Origin of the sequence: Sediminimonas qiaohouensis DSM 21189, from assembly GCF_000423645.1 — a bacterium.
Lineage (GTDB): Bacteria > Pseudomonadota > Alphaproteobacteria > Rhodobacterales > Rhodobacteraceae > Sediminimonas > Sediminimonas qiaohouensis.
Genome location: NZ_AUIJ01000003.1, coordinates 141,606 through 160,553, shown reverse-complemented (window position 1 = coordinate 160,553; position 18,948 = coordinate 141,606). Strand labels below are relative to the sequence as shown.

20 protein-coding genes are annotated in these 18,948 nt (G+C 63.5%); 12 read left to right on the top strand and 8 right to left on the bottom strand.

The genetic code is table 11. The features are described from left to right. Positions 1-98 precede the first annotated feature (98 nt). Together G568_RS0104890 and G568_RS0104885 are read right to left on the bottom strand one after the other, a co-directional pair. A complete protein-coding gene (locus G568_RS0104890) occupies positions 99-1,424 on the bottom strand; it encodes an ammonium transporter (RefSeq protein ID WP_026756977.1) in 1,326 nt (441 codons plus the stop codon). 49 nt (positions 1,425-1,473) lie between these two features. After that, the gene (locus tag G568_RS0104885; protein ID WP_026756976.1) at positions 1,474-1,812 is read right to left on the bottom strand and encodes a P-II family nitrogen regulator; all 339 of its coding nucleotides are present in this window, start codon (positions 1,810-1,812) and stop codon (positions 1,474-1,476) included. A gap of 261 nt (positions 1,813-2,073) precedes the next feature. On the opposite strand from G568_RS0104885, the gene G568_RS0104880 reads away from it, so the two are divergent. Next, entirely contained in the window at positions 2,074-4,209 is a 2,136-nt protein-coding gene (locus G568_RS0104880) for a transglycosylase domain-containing protein (RefSeq protein WP_026756975.1), read from the top strand. A 14-nt stretch (positions 4,210-4,223) separates the two neighbouring features. On the opposite strand, the gene G568_RS0104875 is transcribed toward G568_RS0104880, so the two are convergent. Both G568_RS0104875 and G568_RS0104870 read right to left on the bottom strand, forming a co-directional pair. Further along, entirely contained in the window at positions 4,224-4,841 is a 618-nt protein-coding gene (locus G568_RS0104875) for an MlaC/ttg2D family ABC transporter substrate-binding protein (protein ID WP_026756974.1), read from the bottom strand. Beyond that, complete coding sequence (locus G568_RS0104870) at positions 4,819-5,649, bottom strand: MlaA family lipoprotein (RefSeq protein WP_245582881.1); 831 nt, start codon at positions 5,647-5,649, stop codon at positions 4,819-4,821. The genes G568_RS0104875 and G568_RS0104870 overlap by 23 nt, the downstream gene beginning before the upstream one ends. A 230-nt stretch (positions 5,650-5,879) precedes the next feature. Here G568_RS0104870 and G568_RS0104865 point away from each other — a divergent pair, with 230 nt between their 5' ends. The 4 genes from G568_RS0104865 to G568_RS0104850 are packed head-to-tail and all read left to right on the top strand — an operon-like array spanning position 5,880 to position 8,643. After that, positions 5,880-6,344 carry a RidA family protein gene (locus G568_RS0104865; RefSeq protein ID WP_026756972.1) on the top strand — a complete coding sequence of 155 codons (465 nt, stop codon included), beginning with the start codon at positions 5,880-5,882 and terminating at the stop codon, positions 6,342-6,344. Further along, positions 6,341-7,108 carry a glycerophosphodiester phosphodiesterase family protein gene (locus G568_RS0104860; protein ID WP_026756971.1) on the top strand — a complete coding sequence of 256 codons (768 nt, stop codon included), beginning with the start codon at positions 6,341-6,343 and terminating at the stop codon, positions 7,106-7,108. Before G568_RS0104865 ends, G568_RS0104860 begins: the two co-directional genes overlap by 4 nt. A gap of 42 nt (positions 7,109-7,150) precedes the next feature. Then, positions 7,151-8,347 (top strand): GNAT family N-acetyltransferase, encoded by a 1,197-nt coding sequence (locus G568_RS0104855; RefSeq protein WP_026756970.1) that lies wholly within the window; start codon positions 7,151-7,153, stop codon positions 8,345-8,347. After that, positions 8,344-8,643 (top strand): 4a-hydroxytetrahydrobiopterin dehydratase, encoded by a 300-nt coding sequence (locus tag G568_RS0104850; protein WP_026756969.1) that lies wholly within the window; start codon positions 8,344-8,346, stop codon positions 8,641-8,643. Before G568_RS0104855 ends, G568_RS0104850 begins: the two co-directional genes overlap by 4 nt. A gap of 87 nt (positions 8,644-8,730) precedes the next feature. Here the strand turns inward: G568_RS0104850 and G568_RS0104845 are convergent, their stop codons facing one another. Both G568_RS0104845 and G568_RS0104840 read right to left on the bottom strand, forming a co-directional pair. Beyond that, positions 8,731-10,689: an acetoacetate--CoA ligase gene (locus tag G568_RS0104845; protein WP_026756968.1), complete on the bottom strand. Its 1,959-nt coding sequence runs from the start codon at positions 10,687-10,689 to the stop codon at positions 8,731-8,733. A 112-nt stretch (positions 10,690-10,801) separates the two neighbouring features. After that, positions 10,802-11,290 carry a peroxiredoxin gene (locus tag G568_RS0104840; protein WP_026756967.1) on the bottom strand — a complete coding sequence of 163 codons (489 nt, stop codon included), beginning with the start codon at positions 11,288-11,290 and terminating at the stop codon, positions 10,802-10,804. 97 nt (positions 11,291-11,387) lie between these two features. On the opposite strand from G568_RS0104840, the gene G568_RS0104835 reads away from it, so the two are divergent. The 3 genes from G568_RS0104835 to G568_RS0104825 all read left to right on the top strand — a co-directional run bounded on the left by G568_RS0104835 (position 11,388) and on the right by G568_RS0104825 (position 14,167). Further along, positions 11,388-12,605, top strand: a complete 1,218-nt coding sequence (locus G568_RS0104835) for an NAD(P)/FAD-dependent oxidoreductase (protein ID WP_026756966.1) — start codon at positions 11,388-11,390, stop codon at positions 12,603-12,605. Beyond that, positions 12,602-13,162 carry a 16S rRNA (guanine(966)-N(2))-methyltransferase RsmD gene (rsmD, locus tag G568_RS0104830; protein WP_026756965.1) on the top strand — a complete coding sequence of 187 codons (561 nt, stop codon included), beginning with the start codon at positions 12,602-12,604 and terminating at the stop codon, positions 13,160-13,162. Before G568_RS0104835 ends, rsmD begins: the two co-directional genes overlap by 4 nt. Positions 13,163-13,303: 141 nt before the next feature. Beyond that, positions 13,304-14,167, top strand: a complete 864-nt coding sequence (locus G568_RS0104825) for a DUF2189 domain-containing protein (protein ID WP_026756964.1) — start codon at positions 13,304-13,306, stop codon at positions 14,165-14,167. A gap of 50 nt (positions 14,168-14,217) precedes the next feature. On the opposite strand, the gene map is transcribed toward G568_RS0104825, so the two are convergent. Further along, positions 14,218-15,123: a type I methionyl aminopeptidase gene (gene map, locus G568_RS0104820; protein ID WP_051202758.1), complete on the bottom strand. Its 906-nt coding sequence runs from the start codon at positions 15,121-15,123 to the stop codon at positions 14,218-14,220. A 33-nt stretch (positions 15,124-15,156) separates the two neighbouring features. Further along, positions 15,157-15,864 carry a DNA/RNA nuclease SfsA gene (gene sfsA / locus G568_RS0104815; RefSeq protein ID WP_026756962.1) on the bottom strand — a complete coding sequence of 236 codons (708 nt, stop codon included), beginning with the start codon at positions 15,862-15,864 and terminating at the stop codon, positions 15,157-15,159. Between the two features lie 46 nt (positions 15,865-15,910). Here sfsA and G568_RS0104810 point away from each other — a divergent pair, with 46 nt between their 5' ends. From G568_RS0104810 to G568_RS0104795, 4 genes are read left to right on the top strand one after another with little or no spacing between them, the layout of a single operon-like run. Continuing rightward, on the top strand, positions 15,911-16,633 hold the full coding sequence (locus G568_RS0104810) for a competence/damage-inducible protein A (RefSeq protein WP_026756961.1): 723 nt from the start codon (positions 15,911-15,913) through the stop codon (positions 16,631-16,633). Next, complete coding sequence (locus G568_RS0104805) at positions 16,630-17,361, top strand: GNAT family N-acetyltransferase (protein WP_026756960.1); 732 nt, start codon at positions 16,630-16,632, stop codon at positions 17,359-17,361. The genes G568_RS0104810 and G568_RS0104805 overlap by 4 nt, the downstream gene beginning before the upstream one ends. Beyond that, positions 17,358-17,930: a peroxidase-related enzyme gene (locus tag G568_RS0104800; protein ID WP_026756959.1), complete on the top strand. Its 573-nt coding sequence runs from the start codon at positions 17,358-17,360 to the stop codon at positions 17,928-17,930. Before G568_RS0104805 ends, G568_RS0104800 begins: the two co-directional genes overlap by 4 nt. Then, positions 17,927-18,883, top strand: a complete 957-nt coding sequence (locus G568_RS0104795) for an OmpA family protein (protein ID WP_026756958.1) — start codon at positions 17,927-17,929, stop codon at positions 18,881-18,883. Before G568_RS0104800 ends, G568_RS0104795 begins: the two co-directional genes overlap by 4 nt. Positions 18,884-18,948: the final 65 nt, after the last annotated feature.

Sequence of the window (18,948 nt, the reverse complement as noted above, 5' to 3'; positions counted from 1 at the left end):
AAGGGATGGCCGTAAAAGGTCCGGACACGCGCAGCAACGAAAAAACCCGGGCGCTTTCACGCCCGGGCCAGTCTGTAAGCCTGATCAGGAAGGAACGATCAGCCTTTCGCGAACTCGGGATAAGCCTCCATCCCCAATTCGGCCATATCGAGACCGTTGATCTCGGTTTCCTCGTCCACGCGAATACCCATCACGGCCTTGAGGATCAGCCACACGACCGCCGAGGTCACGACAACGAACACACCCACGATCACGATCGAAATCAACTGCGTACCAAACGATGCACCGTCATTTGTTACCGGAACAACCAGCGTGCCCCAGATACCGGCAACAAGGTGCACCGGGATCGCGCCGACAACATCGTCGATCTTGAGCTTGTCGAGCATCGGCACCGCGAAGACGACGATCACGCCGCCAACGGCACCGATCAGGGTTGCCGCGCCCAGGCTGGGCGTCAGAGGTTCGGCGGTGATCGACACCAGGCCGGCCAACGCCCCGTTGAGCACCATCGTCAGGTCAGGCTTCTTGTACAGGACCTGCGACAGGATCAGCGCGGCAACCGCGCCGCCCGCCGCGGCGGTGTTGGTGTTGGCAAAGATGCGGCTGATATCGGCCGCGTCTCCGACGCTTCCCATCGCCAGTTGCGATGCGCCGTTGAAGCCGAACCAGCCCAGCCACAAAATGAACGTGCCGAGAGTCGCCAGCGCAAGGTTCGAGCCCGGGATCGGTACGGTCTTGCCGTCCTTGTTATATTTGCCAATACGCGGGCCGAGGATGATCGCGCCGGTCAGAGCCGCCCAGCCGCCAACCGAGTGCACGATCGTCGAGCCGGCGAAATCCGAAAACCCGATTTCCGACAGGTAACCGCCGCCCCAGCTCCAGCTTGCCTGAATCGGGTAGATCAGCGCCGCCAGAACCGCCACGAAGATCAGGAACGGCCACAGCTTGATCCGCTCGGCCACGGTGCCCGAAACGATCGAGGCGGTGGTCGCGACAAACATCAACTGGAAGAAGTAATCCGACCCGGTCGAGGCATAGTCGTACGCATCGGCGTTGGCCGCCGTGACGCCCACGGGCTCAAGGATCGCAACGCCAAGCGCGCCCAGCCACGACGGCACCATCCACCCATCGCCGGGATACATCAAAACGTAGCCGATCACGTAGTACATGATGGCCGCGATCGAGAAGAGCGCGATGTTCTTGGTCAACTGCATGGTCACGTTCTTGGCGCGCACGAGGCCGGCCTCAAGCATGGCAAAACCGGCCGCCATCCAGAACACCAGGAAACCGCCGATCAGGAACAGCAGCGTGTTGAAGATAAAGACGGAGTCGGTCGGCACAGCCACCGCTGCCTCCTGTGCAGAGGCAAGGCCGGGCAACAGCGTCAATGCGCCAACCAGCCCAAGTTTCTTTGTACGTGTCATTTGCATCTTTCCTTTCGAGGGAATGTGTTCACTGTCTCGGGCACGCGGATCACAGGGCATCTTCGCCCGTCTCCCCGGTGCGCACGCGCATCGCCTGCTCAAGATCCAGAACGAAAATCTTGCCGTCACCGATCTTGCCGGTTTTCGCCGCGGCGATGATCGCTTCGGCAACCTGGTCGGCCATCGCATCGTTCACCGCGATTTCCAGCTTGATCTTGGGTACGAAGTTCACGGCATATTCGGCGCCGCGATAAATCTCGGTGTGGCCGGATTGGGCGCCAAAGCCCTTGATCTCGGTCACCATCATGCCGCGCACGCCGATGTCGGTCAGCGCTTCGCGAACCTCCTCGAGCTTGAACGGCTTGATCGTTGCTATGACTAGTTTCACCTTGATCCCCTTGTGGTCTGCGGCGAGGTGCCCCGCCTGTTTGCAGTTGCAGCAAAGCCGCCTCTTCCCCAGCCACGAAAGGGAATCATCGGGATCCCACTCGCAAAATTGCAGATATGTGCACAAAATTTCACCAAATATGACGATTTGCGTAATTTGTGTGCATGATTTATATGGCTTGCGATCCTCACACAGGGTCAACATTTCGTCGGCCAATGCGTATGATGCGGCAAACAAGGCAAAGCCCGGGCAGAGCAGAACATGAGTGATTCAGGCCGAAAGAAGTCGCGTCTCGTGGCTGATAAACGCTATTCCAAGCGCAAGCCGGCGCCGCAAAAGCGCCGCAAGGCCCCCGCCCGGCGCCGCCCAAAGCGCGGTGCGCGTGTGCGCAATCCCCTGCTGCGGCTGTTTCTGTGGATCGCGCATCTGATCTGGCGCGTGACATGGGCGTTAGGCTGGCGAATCGCGCTGGTCAGCGTGCTGATCATCGGCATTGCGACCGGGTATGTTTACGCGACCCTGCCGCCCGCGGGCCAACTGCTTGATGGACGGGCAAGCGGCTCTGTAACGCTGATGGACCGGGAAAACGCGGTGTTTGCCTGGCGCGGGGACCAGTTCGGCGGCGTGGTCACGGCCGAAACCGTCTCGCCGCACCTAAAAAACGCGGTCATCGCTACCGAGGACAAGCGATTTTACAGGCATATAGGTCTGGACCCGATCGGAATCGCCGGCGCGATCCGCATCAACCTGCGCGAGGGACGCGGGCCGCTGTCGGGCAACGGTGGATCGACCATCACGCAACAGACCGCGAAACTGCTGTGCCTTGGCGTGAAATACGACCCCGATGTGTGGGAAAGCGAAACCGCCTACGAGGCGGATTGCCGCGAAAGCTCGCTCTGGCGCAAGGCGAAGGAGGCCATCTATGCCCTCGCGCTTGAGGCGAAGTATACCAAGGACGATATTCTGTCGATCTACCTGAACCGCGCCTACATGGGCGGCGGCGCCTACGGGGCCGAGGCCGCGTCGCAGCGGTTCTTCGGCAAGTCCGCGGCACAGCTTACCCCCGCCGAAAGCGCGATCCTTGCCGGGTTGCTAACCGCGCCGACGACGTTGGCGCCCACCAACAACCTTGAACGCTCGCGCAATCGCGCGTCTGTGGTGATCGGCCTGATGCGCGATCAGGGGTACCTGTCGGATTCGGCCGCGCGCCAGGCCCTTGCGAATCCGGCAACCCTGTCCGAGGCTGCGGAATCGCGTGCGGGTGGATACTTTGCCGATTGGGTGATGTCATCGGGGCCCGATTTCTTTACCCGCAACACCAGCGAAGATGTGATCATCCGCACCACCCTTGATCAGCGCATCCAGAAGGCCGCCGAGGATGGCCTGACCGAGATATTCGAGAACAAGGTGCGCGATGATTCCGAGGCGCAGGCTGCGGTTGTCGTGATGTCCGCCGATGGCGCCGTGCGTGCGATGGTCGGCGGGCGGCAGACCAAGGCGATCGGCGCGTTCAACCGTGCCACGCAGGCCCTGCGGCAGACCGGCTCGGCGTTCAAACCCTTTGTCTACGCGACCGCGCTTGAACTGGGGTATTCGCCGCTCGACACGGTAGAGGACGAACCGCTTACCATCGATGTTCCCGGCTCTGGCCCATGGTCACCGAAAAACTACGACCGCAAGTTTCGCGGCACCGTCACGCTGGCCGAGGCGTTGCGCAGCTCGCTCAACGTGCCGGCGGTCAGGATCGCGCAAGGCGTCGGATTGGACCGAGTGCGCCGAGTCGCCGCCGATTTCGGGATCGAATCCGACCTGGCGCTTGGCCCGGCATTGGCGCTTGGCGCGTCCGAATCAACCCTGATCGAGATGACGGGCGCCTATGCTGGCATCCTGAACGGCGGTAGCGCCGTGACGCCCTATGGCCTGGAGAACCTGACCATGCTGGGCGAGAAAGAGCCCGTCATGACCGCCACCGGCGGCATCGGTGAGCGCGTCATCCGGCGCGAGGCCGCGCAGAAGCTCACGTGGATGATGAACCGTGTCGTCAACCAAGGCACCGGGCGCCGCGCGGCGCTTGATGGCTGGCAAGTGGCGGGCAAGACGGGCACCACACAGGCCGCGCGCGATGCGTGGTTCATCGGCTTCACCGCCGATTACGTGGCAGGCGTCTGGATGGGGTATGACGACAACACCCCTCTGACCGGGGTCACCGGATCGGGCCTGCCCGCGGAAATCTGGCACGAGGTCATGACCCGCGTCCACGAAGGCGCCGCGCCGCGCCCCCTGCCCATGCAAGAGCCGGATGCCGCCACGCAGCCAGACCCGCGCGCCCCAAACCGGCGCTCCCGCCCCGAAAGCGGGATCGAGCGGCTGCTGCGTAGCATTCTGGGTGGCGGCTGAGGCGCGGGCGGGCGTTAGCCAGCCTTGCGAAGGTCCGCGATCATGCGATCGATATCGCCGCCGCGTGCATCCAGCATGGCGCCGATCTCGGTGCGTTCGGTCAGCAACATGTTGATGCCTTCGATGAACAGGTTGAAGAACTTGTCTGCGCCGCTCCTGTCGGACACGAGGAAACTGACCGCGAAAGGCGCCTCGCCCCGCAGGTGTGCCGTGGTCTTGACCTCGTAGAAGCTCTTTACCTTGCGGGCGCTGTCCACGACGATCCGGCCGCCGATGAACTCGCGAAAGCGCTTGCCATATTTCACCGAGATGTAGCGCGCGAACACGTCCGTGAATTCACGCAACTGCGCCGCCGAGGCCCGCCTTGCATCAACCCCAAGGGCATACCGCGCGATCGTGGGCACATCGGCGTAGCGATCGAATATCTTCTCGAAATCGCGGAACATCTGGGATTCAGAGCGGCCCGAGGAAATCACCGCGTTGATCTCGGCCACCAGCTTGTCCACCAGCACCTTGGCCCGTGCCTCGTCCAGCGCCCAAGCCATGCCCGGCCGCATCGCCAAACCCACGGCACCAACCGCCAGGCCAAGCGCCGCGCGGCGGCTGAGGCTATTCGGCGTAGGGGTCTGCATACGGGTCTGCGTAGGGATCTGCATATGGGGCCTCATAAGGGTCTGCTACACCGGCATCGTCGGCCGAGTCATAGGGGTCGGCATAAATGGCATCCATATCCCCGCCCAACTCGAAACGGCGCGACTGCAAATATATCATCCGCGCCTGCGCATAGCTATCGGCGCTTTCATACAGCACCGAATCAACCATGTCGCTGTAGCGGTTCCTTTCGCCAAGGCGCTTGGCCACGCTGGCGGCTCTGATGTAGTGGCGGTCGGGGCTTGGCAGGGCATAGGTTAGTGGATTGGTGAATAGATCCACCAGCTTGCCCACTACGTCGCGCTCGGTCGAGGGGCCTAGGACCGGCAATTCGATATAGGCCCCCTCGCGAGCGCCCCACACATGCAGGGTTTCGCCAAAATCGGTATCTTCCTCGTTCACGCCGAATTCCGACGCCGCGTCGATTATCCCACCAAGCCCGAAGGTCGAGTTGATCGCGAACCGGAAAAGATTGATCGCACCGCCGCGCGCATCCCCCTGCAAGACATTGTTCACGATCAAGCTGGGCGCCGACAGGTTGTCGGCGAAATTGCCGACATTTTCCTGCATGCCCCTAGGGATGACGCCGCCATAGACCTTGCCGGCGGGGCGCACGAACGTTCTGTCCAACGCACGATTGAGCTCATGCGTCTTGCGGTTGCTCTGCTCATAGGGATCGAAGATGCCGCCGCGTGTTACTGATGGATCAGGCGCCGTGCAGGAGGCCATGCCCAGCACGACCGCGAGGGCGGCAAACCGTACAAGAACATGGGCGCGGAAGCGGATCATCGGAAATTACCAGGACCAGTGCGAAATGCGTGATACGTCCTGTAACCTAATTCGTCGTGCGGTTGAACCCATACCGCATGAATGTGTTGCACTGAAGCTGTGGCAGATGGGCGACAATCGGCATGCCTGCCCGTTGGCCCGGGGGCGCCGCACGACGCGCGCCGGAATTCGATTTTCAATTACTGTAATTCCGGTTAGCGTCCGCGCGAATACCATTGTCGGAGGATCCAATGACCAGCGCCATCGAAACACGTCTTGCCGATCTGGGCGTCACCCTGCCCGACGCGCCCAAGCCTGCCGCCAACTACGTTCCCTTCGTGCAGGTGGGCGACATGGTCCATATCTCGGGGCAGATCGCCAGCGACTCGAGCGGATTGATCACCGGCAAACTGGGCAACACCATGTCCACCGACGAGGGTGCAAAGGCGGCGCGGGCCTGTGCGATCGCCCTGCTGGCGCAACTCAAATCCGCCTGCGACGGCAATTTGGACAGGCTGGTGCGGGTGGTCAAGCTGACCGGATTTGTTAACTCTACCCCAGACTTTACCGAGCAACCGCAAGTCATCAACGGAGCGTCGGATTTCATGGTCGAGGCATTGGGCGATGCCGGGCGCCACGCGCGGGCCGCCGTATCGGCGCCATCGCTGCCCATGGGCGTGGCGGTAGAAATCGACGGGCTGTTCCAGATAGCATGACAATCCTTCCCGATGCCTTCCTGAAGGCCCCGATCGCTCATCGTGCACTGCATGACCTCGCGGCAGGGCGCCCGGAGAACTCGCTCAGCGCGATCCGTGCCGCGATCAAGTCCGGCTACGGGGTGGAGATCGACCTGCAACTGTCCTCGGACGGGCAGGCCATGGTGTTTCACGACTACGACCTGGGCCGCCTGACCATCGAAGACGGCCCGATCCGCAAGCGCAGCGCCACGGAACTGGCGCGCATTCCGCTCAAGGGCGGGCGCGACACCGTGCGCACCCTGCCCGAGGTGCTTGGACTGGTCGCCGGCCAAGTTCCCCTGCTGATCGAGATAAAGGACCAGGACGGCGCCATGGGCGGCAATGTCGGGCGCCTGGAGCAGGCAACCGCTGACGCCCTCGTCGGGTACGAGGGCCCTGTTGCCGTGATGTCGTTCAACCCGCATTCGATGCTGAAGATGGCCACGCTGGCCCCGGACGTGCCGCGCGGATTAACGACCTGTTCCTATTCGCCCGAGGATTGGCCACTGCTGCCTGCCGGGACACTGGACCGGCTGCGCGGAATTCCCGACTATGAGCATGTCGGCGCCAGCTTCATCAGCCACGAGGCACGCGATTTGAACCGCGCCCGCATCGCGGACCTGGCCACGCGCGGCGCCGCGGTTTTGTGCTGGACGATCCGCACCCCCGAGCAAGAAGCCGAAGCGCGCAAGGTTGCCCGCAACATCACCTTTGAGGGCTACCTACCCCCGATCCCGTCTTGAACACGCCGCACCCGGCTCCAGTTTCATGGTGCGAGGCAACAAATGGACGACCAGGTGAGCGAGACGATCGAAGTCAATGTGCACGGCGCGCTATCGCAGATCGCGCAGGCCGATTGGGACGCCTGCGCCGCCCCCGAAGCAGCCGATGGCGGGCGGCCGGACGATCCGTTCACGAGCTACCGCTTCCTGCGCGCACTTGAGCTTAGCGGCTCGGTCGGGCCGGGCACCGGATGGCAGCCGCGCTACCTGACGGCGCATCAGGACGGGCAGATGATCGCCTGCGCCCCGCTTTACGCCAAGGGACACAGCCAGGGCGAATACATTTTCGATCACAACTGGGCACACGCCTACGAGCGCGCCGGCGGCCGCTACTACCCCAAGCTGCAGATCGCGGTTCCGTTTACACCCGCCACCGGGCGCCGTTTGCTGACCAGGCCGGGCCATACAAGCGTGGGCCGCGCGGCGCTGGTGCAGGGGGCGCAGCAACTGGCGCAGGAAAACGGTCTATCCTCGGTCCACATTACGTTTTGCACCGATGATGAGGCGCGGGCCGCCCCCGACCTTGGGTTAATGCACAGGATGACGCAGCAATACCACTGGCACAATCGCGGGTATGCCGGGTTCGACGACTTCCTCGCCTCGCTCAATTCCCGCAAGCGCAAGATGATCCGCAAGGAACGGGCCCGCGCAAACGGGTTCGGAGGCACGATTCGCACGCTGACCGGGGACGAAATCGCGCCAGGGCACTGGGATGCGTTTTGGACGTTTTACCAGGACACCGGCGCACGAAAGTGGGGCATGCCCTACCTGACCCGCGAGTTCTTTGATCATGTGCAAGACACCATGCGCGACGACGTGGCGCTGGTGCTGGCCGAACGAGGGGGCCGGCCGGTGGCCGGGGCGCTCAATTTCATCGGTCGGCAAGCGCTTTTTGGCCGGTACTGGGGCTGCGTCGAAGAGCACCCCTGCCTGCATTTCGAATGCTGTTACTATCGGGCCATGGATTTCGCCATAGACCATGGGCTTGCACGCGTCGAAGCAGGGGCGCAGGGTGAACACAAGATCGCGCGGGGGTATTTGCCCGCGCAGACCCATTCGCTGCACTGGTTCAACGACCCCGGTTTTGCCGACGCCGTTGAAAAATACCTGGAGGCCGAACGCGCCGCGATCAGCGAAGACATCGAAATCCTGACGGAATATGGCCCGTTCAGAAAAGCGAAAGTGGAGGAACAGCAATGACCGAAAAGCTAAGTGAAACAGGTCGCAAAACCATGCTGGCGCCACTGTTGGACAACGGTTGGCTCATGGCCGAGGGGCGCGACGCGATCACCAAGACCTTCGAGTTCGCCGATTTCACCGACGCGTTTTCCTGGATGACGCGCGCGGCCCTCTGGGCCGAAAAATGGAGCCACCACCCCGAGTGGCGAAACGTCTACAAGACGGTCGAGGTGACCTTGACGACGCATGACGTTGACGGCCTGAGCGCGCTTGACGCCAAGCTGGCGCGCAAGTTCGATCAGCTTGCCGGCGAATAGACGCAGCGGGTGGGGGGCTGTCTGCCCCCCACACCCCCCGAGGATATTTCCGGCCAGAAGAAACACGGGAACCCGCGGGAATTCCGGCTACTGATCCAGGTGGGTGCGTGCGTAGGCATCGTACCAGTCCAGACAGCCGGGGTTAGCCATGGCGTCGGGCGTGGCGACCTTGTCCATCGGCTGCCCCAGGAGCCGCTTCTTGATCGGCACTTCCATTTTCTTGCCGGTCAGGGTGTAGGGGATATCCGGCGCGGCAACGATCCTGTCGGGAACATGCCGGGGCGATACGTTTTGCTTGAGGCCCGCAATGATCCTGTCTTTCAGGGCCTCATCCAGTTCGGACCCCTCGGTCAGGCGCAAGAACAGTATCATGCATGACTCCTGCCCCAGGTATTCCAGATCGACGACGAGGCTGTCGGCCACCTCGGCGCAATCTTCGACCACGCGGTAGATGTCGGCGGTGCCCATCCGGATACCGTGGCGGTTTATGGTGGCGTCGGATCGCCCATAGATGATCGCGCCGCCCTCGGGGGTTATCTTGACCCAATCGCCGTGCCGCCAGACGCCGGGATAGGTGCTGAAGTAGCTGTCGTGCAGGCGCGACCCATCAGTGTCGCCCCACAGGTAGAGCGGCATCGACGGCATTGGCATGGTGCAAACCAGCTCGCCCACGTCGTCGATCACCGGATTGCCCGCCTCATCATAGGCTTCTACCTTGGCGCCCAATGCACGGCACTGCATTTCGCCCACGCGAACAGGCAGCATGGGATTGCCCGCAAGGAACGCGCCGGCAAAATCCGTGCCGCCGGCGATCGGCGCCAGCCAGATATCGGGGCGGACAGTATCATAGACCCAGGTATACGCCTCGGGCGGCAGCGGTGAGCCGGTCGAGCCCAGCATGCGCAGATGGCTCAGATCCGCGATTTCGCGCGGGACGATCCCGGCCTTCATACAGCCGGTGAACCAGGCCGCGCCGGCACCGAAAGCGGTCAGCCCCGCATCGTCGATGAACCGCCACAACCGCCCCATGTCGGGCACGCTGGGGCTTCCTTCGGCCAGCGCGATGGTCGCGCCGACCAGCAGCCCGCCCACTTGGGCGTTCCACATGATCCAGCCGGTCGAGGTGAACCAGGAAAACACGTCATCCGGCCCCAGATCAGAGTGCAGGCCAAGCAGCTTGAGATGCTCAAGCACCACACCGCCATGGCCATGCACGATCGGTTTTGGGCTGCCGGTGGTCCCCGAGGAATAGACCACCCAGAGCGGATGATCGAAGGCAACAAGCTCTGGTTCGAAATCGGCCTCATCAGTAATCAACGCCGAGAAATCATGGCGCCTTATCTGCTGCGGCGGCACGACCGGGGCGGCGTCATCCATGCTGATCCAGTGGGTCAAGCTGTCCAGCCCGGACAGAAGCGCCTTGACCTCGTCGGTGCGATCATACCAGCGACCGCCGAACTCGTAGCCCGAGGCGGTGAAAATCACCTTGGGGTCAATCTGGCGGAACCGATCGAGAACCGTGGCCGCCCCCATGTCCGGCGCACACAGCGACCAAACCGCGCCCACGCTGGCCGCGGCAAGGAATGCCACGACCGTCTGCGGCGTATTGGGCAGATAACCAACTACCCGATCACCAGGGTGCACCCCCATATCGCGCAGGGCACTGGCCAGGCCGGAAACCTCTGCCTGCATCTGTTGCCAGCTCAGCTCGGTAGTAGTGCCGTCCTCGGCCTGATGGATGATCGCGGCGCGGTCGGGGCGCACGTGGCGCATCACCTGCGCGGCGTAGTTCAGGCGCGCGCCGGGGAACCACTCGGCCCCGGGCATTTCGCGCCGCACCAGAACGGCGGAATGCGGCGTCGGCGAGCGCAACTCGAACCAATCCCAAAGCGCCTGCCAGAACGCTTCGGGTTCTTCGGTGGACCACGTCCACATCTGCGCGTAATCGTCGAAGTTCAGGCCGCGCGCTTGCGCAAGCCACGCCATGAAGGCGGCCATGCGGCTATTGTCGCTCAATGCCGCGGGCGGCACCCAATCTGCGCTCATGCTGTTTTTCCCTCCCCGGTATCTACCCGACACATCAGGGAGCAGAGCGGCGCGCAGGTCAAGCACCCGCACGCCGATCATCCGGGTAGCGTTGTCGCTGCCGCCCGCCCGATCACATGGAGGCCAATAGCGCCTCGCCGCCCGACACCTCGCATTGACCGGGGCTTTCCTCGGCTTGCAGGATTGTGACCTCGCCATCGTCGACAAGCATGGCGTAGCGCCGCGAGCGGCCGATCAACCCTGCCGGCGGTGCGTCGAAATCCATGCCGATGGCGCGGGTGAACTCGCTACCCGCATCGCTGAGCATGGTGATTCCGGCGTCCGAAGCGCCCGTCGCCTCGCCCCAGGCCTTCATCACGAACGGATCGTTGACGCTGATGCAGATGATCTCGTCCACGCCCTTGCTGTCAAATTCTTCCTTAGTGCGGATGAAGCTGGGCAAATGCGCGGAATGACAGGTTGGTGTAAACGCCCCGGGAACTGCAAAGATCGCGACCTTGCGGCCCTTCAGACGCTCGCGCAACGGCACTTGCTGGGGCCCCTCATCGCCCATCTGTACCAATGTCACATCGGGGAGTTTGTCACCTGCGGAGATGGTCATGTTGTTCTGCATCCTCATGAATTGCGTTTGCCGTCGGGTGCGATATAGGCTGCGTCGGGCGCGTTGCAAATGGATTGTCGAAACACGAGGGACCAGCATGGATGATGTCGTCGTCATAGGCGCGGGGCAGGCCGGTGCGTCACTGGTTGCCCGGCTGCGAAGCCAGCGTTTCGAGGGGGGCATCACCCTTTTGGGGGCCGAACCCGTTGCCCCGTATCAGCGCCCGCCGCTATCCAAGGCGTATCTGCTGGGTGACATGGACGTGAGCCGCCTGCTGCTGCGGCCCGAAAGCTATTACGCGGAGAACGCCATAACCCTGCGGACCGACACCACCGCCGCCGCCATCGATCCGGACGCGCAGCGCGTGACGCTGGCAGATGGGGAAACCGTGCCGTTTGGGAACCTTGTTCTGGCCACCGGCGCGGTGCCGCGGCGCCTACCTGCCAGCGTGGGCGGCGATCTGGAGGGGGTGCACGTGGTGCGCACACTGGCCGATGTTGACGCACTGGAACCCGCATGCCAGCCCGGCGCGCGGCTGTTGATCATAGGCGGGGGGTATATCGGGTTGGAGGCTGCGGCAGTCGCCGCAAAGCTGGGCCTGCACGTCACCCTGATCGAGGCGTCCGAGCGCATCCTTGGCCGAGTGGCGGCGCCGGAAACGGCGGATTTCTTCCGCGATCTGCACCGCGCGCACGGCGTGAATATCCGCGAGGGCGTGGCGCTTGATCACCTGACAGCCGAGGAAGGCCACGTCACCGGCGCCCAATTGGCCGATGGCAGCACCCTTTCCGCCGATCTGGTGATCGTCGGGATCGGCATCACCCCCGACACCGCGCTTGCCGAGGCGGCGGGCCTTGCCATCGACAACGGCATAGCCGTGGACGAACAGGGCCGCACCAGCGCGCCCGGCATATGGGCGGCAGGCGACTGCGCGGCGTTCCTCCATGACGGCGGGCGGCTGCGGCTGGAATCGGTGCCAAATGCCATCGACATGGCCGAATGCGTGGCCGACAACATAATGGGCGCCGAAACGCCCTATGTGCCGAAACCGTGGTTCTGGTCCGACCAATACGATGTCAAACTACAGATCGCGGGGTTGAATACCGGCTACACCGATGTCTTCACCCGCCCCGGCACGCGCGAAGGTAGCGTATCGTTCTGGTACTATGCGGGCGATCGCCTGCTGGCTGTGGACGCCGCGAACGAGCCGCGCGCCTACATGATCGGCAAACGCCTGATCGAGGCGGGCCAATCCCCGGCCCCCGAGCAAGTTTCAAACCCGGATACCGACCTCAAGGCGCTACTGAAATCATGAGGATCATCGCCGGAAAGTGGCGCAGCCGCGCCTTGGCCTCGGTCGGCAAGGGCGATGCCGGCGCGCATTTGCGCCCTACCACTGATCGCACCCGCGAAAGCCTGTTCAGCATGCTTGCGGGCGGGCGTTTCGACGATCCGATCACCGGCGCGCGGGTGCTGGACCTGTTTGCCGGCACCGGCGCACTGGGCCTTGAGGCGCTATCGCGCGGGGCGGCGCAGGCGACGTTCGTCGAAGATGGGCGCAAGGCGCTGTCACTGCTGCGGCAAAACGTGGAAATCTGCGGCGCGCAAGAGCACTGTACCGTGTTGCGCCGCGACGCGCGCCGCCTGGGCGCGAACGAGGGCGCCGCGCATGACCTTGTGTTTCTCGATCCGCCCTATGGCAAGGGGCTGGGCGAGAAGGCCATGACTGCCGCGCTCAAAGGCGGCTGGATCGCCCCCGGTGCGCTTGTCGTTTGGGAAGAAAGCGCCGAGATCGTGCCGCCAGAGGGTCTTATGCCGCTGGACAGTCGCCGCTATGGCGATACGCAAATCACGCTCCTGCGCGCCCGTTAAGGTACGAACCCGAAATCGTGAAGAAATTTCAGCCCAAATTGTGGTATCTTGGATGTGACAATCGGATCGGCCGTCCCTCCGGCCATAAGAGCAACCCTTTGTGGCCGCTGGCGAGACGGGTGCGCAACAAAGGAGGACGCAATGGTCAAGACGATTGGAAATCCGCTGTCTTGGATAGCGCATGTAGTGACCGAAACCGGCCACACTGCCGAAACGGTGACCGGGAACCTTGGCAGCAGGGCGTCGGGCCCACCCAAGGTAAACACGATAGGGCTGGATGCGATCGGGCACGCCTTACGGCTGGGGCTTGACGATTTCGCGGCATTTCGAACCGACGTGGTCTTTCTGGTGGCGATCTACCCGGTCATCGGCATCCTGCTGGCGCTGATGGCGTTCGACATGGCGCTGCTTCCGCTGTTCTTTCCGGTCGCGGCGGGCTTTGCGCTGGTCGGTCCGGTGGCTGGTATCGGGCTCTATGAGATGAGCCGCCGCCGCGCGGCGGGCGAGCCTGCGCGGTGGGGCTTGGCACTCGGCGCGCTGCGCGCCCATGTGGTGGGGCCGGTGATGGTGCTGGGGCTTTACCTGCTGGCGCTGTTCACGCTGTGGATGTTTGCCGCCAACGCGATCTACATCTCGACCCTCGGCCCCGAGGCCCCCGAAAGCATCCGCGGGTTCCTCGGCGACGTTCTGACCACGCCGCAGGGCTGGGCCATGATCGGCCTGGGCATGGGCGTGGGATTTCTGTTCGCGCTGGTGGTGCTGATCACCAGCCTGGTGTCATTCCCGATGCTGACGGACAGGCGCGTTGGCATCCCGGTGGCTGTCGCGACATCGCTGCGCGTAGCGCGTGCGAACCCTGTTACGGTCCTGACCTGGGGGCTGATCGTTGCGGTTTCCCTGGCCGTGGCCGCGATCCCGATGTTCGTGGGGCTGATCATCGTCATGCCACTTCTCGGGCATGCCACATGGCACCTCTATCGGTCCGCGGTGACGTTTGAGGACTGAAAAACTGCTGCGCCGGCGGGTGGCCGCGCGCCGCCACCCGCCGCTTAACCCTAGCCGTAGGTCGGGTGAAACTTGCCCGCGGGCGAGAGCGTGAAAATTTCGAACCCCTGCGCGGTTACGCCAATCGAATGCTCGAACTGTGCCGACAGGCTGCGGTCGCGCGTGACTGCCGTCCATTCATCCGCAAGCACCAGTGTCTCCGGGCGGCGGAGGTTCACCATCGGTTCAATGGTAAAGAACATCCCCTCCTCAAGAACCGCGCCGGTGCCCGAACGACCGTAATGTAGAACGTTGGGCGGCGCGTGGAACACACGGCCCAGGCCATGGCCGCAAAAATCGCGCACGACCGACATGCTGTTTGCCTCGACATAAGCCTGAATGGCGTGGCCGATATCTCCAAAGGTGTTTCCGGGCTTCACTGCTTCGATGCCCTTGAACAGGGCGTCGTGGGTGATCTGGATCAACCGTTCGGCCTGGCGGCTCGGCTTGCCCGCGACATACATCCGGCTGGTATCGCCATACCAGCCGTCCACGATCACGGTCACGTCAATGTTCAGGATGTCGCCATCTACAAGAACGTCATCCTTGCGCCGCTTCTCAAGGTCTTTTGACACTGTCTCGGCGCCGCTTTTGGGGATCGGGGCGCCGGGAATCCCGTGACAGACGACATGATTGAGGCTGATGCAGCTTGCATGCTGATAGCCGCGATACCCGATAGTGGCCGATTTCGCGCCGGCGGCGTCGACCTTTTCCTCGATCAGGCGGTCGATCTCGGCCGTGGTCTGACCGGGATAGACGTGCTCGGCGATCTCATCCAGGATCGTCGCCGCCAGATGGCCAGCCCTGTGCATGCCCTCAAAATCGGCAGGCTCGTGGATGCGGATGCCGTCGCGTGTCATGCGGCCCTTGTGCTGATCGTTCAACTGCCGTCTCCGTCCGAAAATCATCACAGTCATCTAAGCCGAAATGCCGTGGTGCACAACCACGGCTCAGGCAACATGCGGCAGGGGCGGGCCCAATGTGATCGCACGGGGTGTGATTTGCGTGGCAAAGCACAGCGTCTCGACCCCTTTGACGGTCGCCCGTGCATGAGCGTCGGCATAGGCCGGGTCGATATCCGCGGCCAGCGCAAACCGACCGCAATCGGTGCGCTGCACCAGGTACAACATCACCGCCCGCGCGCCCGCCTGCGCCATTGCCGCCAGTTCCTCAAGGTGCTTGGTGCCCCGCTTGGTCACGCTGTCGGGAAACTCGGCCAGGCCGGGCTGCCGCGATAGCGTCACGCTTTTTACCTCGACATAGGCATCGCGCCTCCCCTGCCCGGTGAGCAGGAAATCGATGCGACTTCCCTGCGCGCCATACTTCACCTCGGGGCGGACCGCGTCATAGCCCGTGAGCCCGGGCACCGCGCCAGCCTCCAATACCTCGCGCAGCATCCGGTTGGGAACGCCGGTATCCACACCCGTGAAATGGCCCTCTCCATGCTCCACCAGACGCCAGCCAAATTTCAGCTTCTTGCGCGCGTCATCGTTCGGCTCCAGCCAGATACGCATGCCTGGCTCGGCCAAGCCCAGCATCGAGCCGGGGTTCGCGCAATGGGCGGTCACCTCGCGCCCGTCGTCAAGGCGGCAATCCGCGAGGAACCGCTTGTAGCGGCGGATCAGCACGGCAGGCACAAGGGGGGTTTGAAAGCGCATGACGTGCGGCCTATACCGAAGCCATACCCTGTTCAAGGAGAGCGCCATGACCAACCCCACCGCCGCGATGCTTGTGATCGGGGATGAAATCCTGTCGGGGCGCACGCGCGATTCCAACATGCACTACCTCGCCGGTGAGCTAACCAAGGCAGGGATCGACCTGCGCGAGGTGCGCGTTGTCAGCGATGACGCCGAAGCAATCGAAACCGCGGTGCGGGCGTTGGCAGACGCCTATGACACCGTGTTCACCAGCGGCGGCATCGGCCCCACGCATGATGACATCACCGCCGATTGCATTGCCCGCGCATTTGGCCGCGCCATCGGCGTGCGCGACGATGCCCGCGCCATCTTGGAGGCCCACTATCAGCGCAGCGCGCAAGAGTTGAACGAGGCGCGCCTGCGCATGGCCCGCATCCCCGAGGGGGCAACCCTGATCGAAAACCCGGTAAGCGCCGCGCCGGGCTTCACCCTTGAGAACGTGCATGTCATGGCTGGCGTGCCCGCGGTATTCCAGGCCATGGTCGCCAGTGTCCTGCCCACCCTGACGGGCGGCGCACCGCTGATGTCGCAAACCCTGCGCATCATGCGCGGTGAGGGCGAGATCGCCGGCCCCTTGCGCACCTTGGCCGAGGACTTTCCCGACCTGTCGATTGGATCTTACCCGTTCCAGTCGGATGGTGTTTTCGGCGCACAGATCGTCATTCGCGGCTCTGACGGCGCGCGCGTGGATGCCGCGATGCACCGGCTCTGCGAGGCATTCGGCCAATGATGCCCGATGCACGGCAATTGATGGACGTGTGCGATGCCACATGGCCGGCGGCCGCAACGCGCCGGCTTGGCCCGTGGCTCCTGCGCGAGGGACAGGGCGGCGGGCAGCGCGTGTCGGCCACATCGGCAAAGGCCCCGCCCACCGAGGATGACATCGCGTCGGCCGAAGCGGCGATGCAGGACATGAATCAGCCCCGCCTGTTCCAGATCCGCCAAGGCGATTCGGAGCTGGATGCATGGCTGGACGCGCGCGATTACGCTGTCGTCGATCCGGTCACCATCTGGGTGGCACCGGCCACGGCCCTCGCGACACAACACGCCCCACGCGTGACTGTCTTCACCGTGTGGGAGCCGCTGGCGATCCAGATCGATATCTGGGCCAAGGCCGGGATTGGACCGGGGCGCATCGCCGTGATGCATCGCGCGCCGCAACCCAAGACCACGCTGATGGGGCGCATCAATGACCACCCCGGCGGCACCGCTTTTGTGGCCGTGCACGGCGGCACCGCGATGATCCATGCGCTTGAGGTGCTGCCGCATCAGCGCCGGCACGGCATGGCGCGCTGGTTCATGCACGAGGCGGCGTTCTGGGCCCAGGACAACGGCGCCAGCCACATCGCCGCGATCTGCACGCAGGCCAATGCCGGGGCCAACGCGCTCTATGCTTCCCTCGGCATGGAGGCTGTGGGACAGTATCACTACCGCAAACACCGCGAGGACATGACATGAGCAAATCCGACCTGCCCACCGCCCTGAACCTGCCGCCGGTCGATCCGTTGCCCGAGGCGACGCAGAAGTATTTCGACATCTGCCAGGAAAAGCTGGGCCTCGTGCCCAATGTGCTGCGGGCGCATGCCTTCGACATCGACAAGCTGAACGCCTTTTCGGCCCTCTACAATGACATGATGCTGGCCGATAGCGGGCTGAGCAAACTGGAGCGCGAGATGATCGCCGTGGTGGTGTCATCCATCAACCACTGCTTTTACTGCCTCACCGCGCACGGGCAGGCGGTACGTGCCCTGTCCGGCGATCCCAAGCTGGGCGAGATGTTGGTGATGAACTACCGCGTGGCCGACCTGGACGAACGGCAGCGCGCGATGCTGGATTTCGCCGCCCTCGTCACCACCGCCAGCGCCACGATCGAAGAACACCACCGGCAAGCCCTGCGTGACGTGGGATTCAGTGATCGGGACATCTGGGATATCGCCAATGTCGCGGCCTTCTACAACATGACGAACCGCGTTGCGTCGGCCACCGACATGCGCCCCAACGACGAGTATCACGCGCAAAACAGATGATCCGCCTTGCCGTCATATGCGCCTGTGCCCTCTTGCTGAACTGTGTTGCGCAGGCGTCGGCGGCGCAGGTGCTGCGGCTCCCCTCGCATGCGCAAACGATTACCGAAGATACGGCGTTCCCGGATAGCTACGCGCTCCCCACCGGGCCGTACGCCGATGGACAGCTCCCCGAGCGCGTGGTCGAGGGGCGCGTCACCCGCCAGACATGGCGCATCCCCACGCAGGGGATCACCACGCTTCAGATCCTCGCACCGTTGCGCACGCAGCTGGACGAAGCGGGGTACGAGGTTCTGTTCGAATGCGACACGCGCGCCTGTGGCGGCTTCGACTTTCGATTTGAGACCGAGGTCCTGCCGCCGCCCGATATGTATGTGAACCTTGCCGATTTCCGTTTTCTAAGCGCACAGATCGGCAATCAGAGCCATATCGGCCTGCTGGTTAGCCGCAGCGAAAACTCGGGCTTTGTGCAACTGATCCACGTGGCCAAAGCGGGCATACCGCCGGACAGTGTTGCAAGACCCGATCCAGTTGATGCCCCCCAAGCGCCCGCCAATGCGCAAGAAACGCCCGAGCCGCACTCGTTGGCTCAGGCCATTCAGCAAAATGGCCATGTTGTTCTATCGGACCTGACATTCGATACTGGCTCGTCCGACCTTGGGCAGGGGGATTTCTCGTCCCTGGCCGCATTGGCGGATTTCCTTGCCGCTGATCCCGCGCGGCGCATCGCTCTTGTCGGTCACACCGACACCGTCGGCGCACTTGATCGCAATATAGACCTGTCGCGCGCCCGCGCCGCATCGGTTCTTGAGCGGATGGTCACGCTCTACAACATCGACCGCACGCAGCTTGCCGCCGAAGGGGCGGGCTATCTCGCGCCCCGGGCCAGCAATGCCACCAAGGCCGGACGCGATGCCAATCGCCGAGTCGAGGCGGTGCTACTTGGCACGCCCTGACGGGGATATGCCAACCGCGTCGCAGCAATTGGAGTCATTGGTTTGCAGTGTCTGGCGCTATCGTC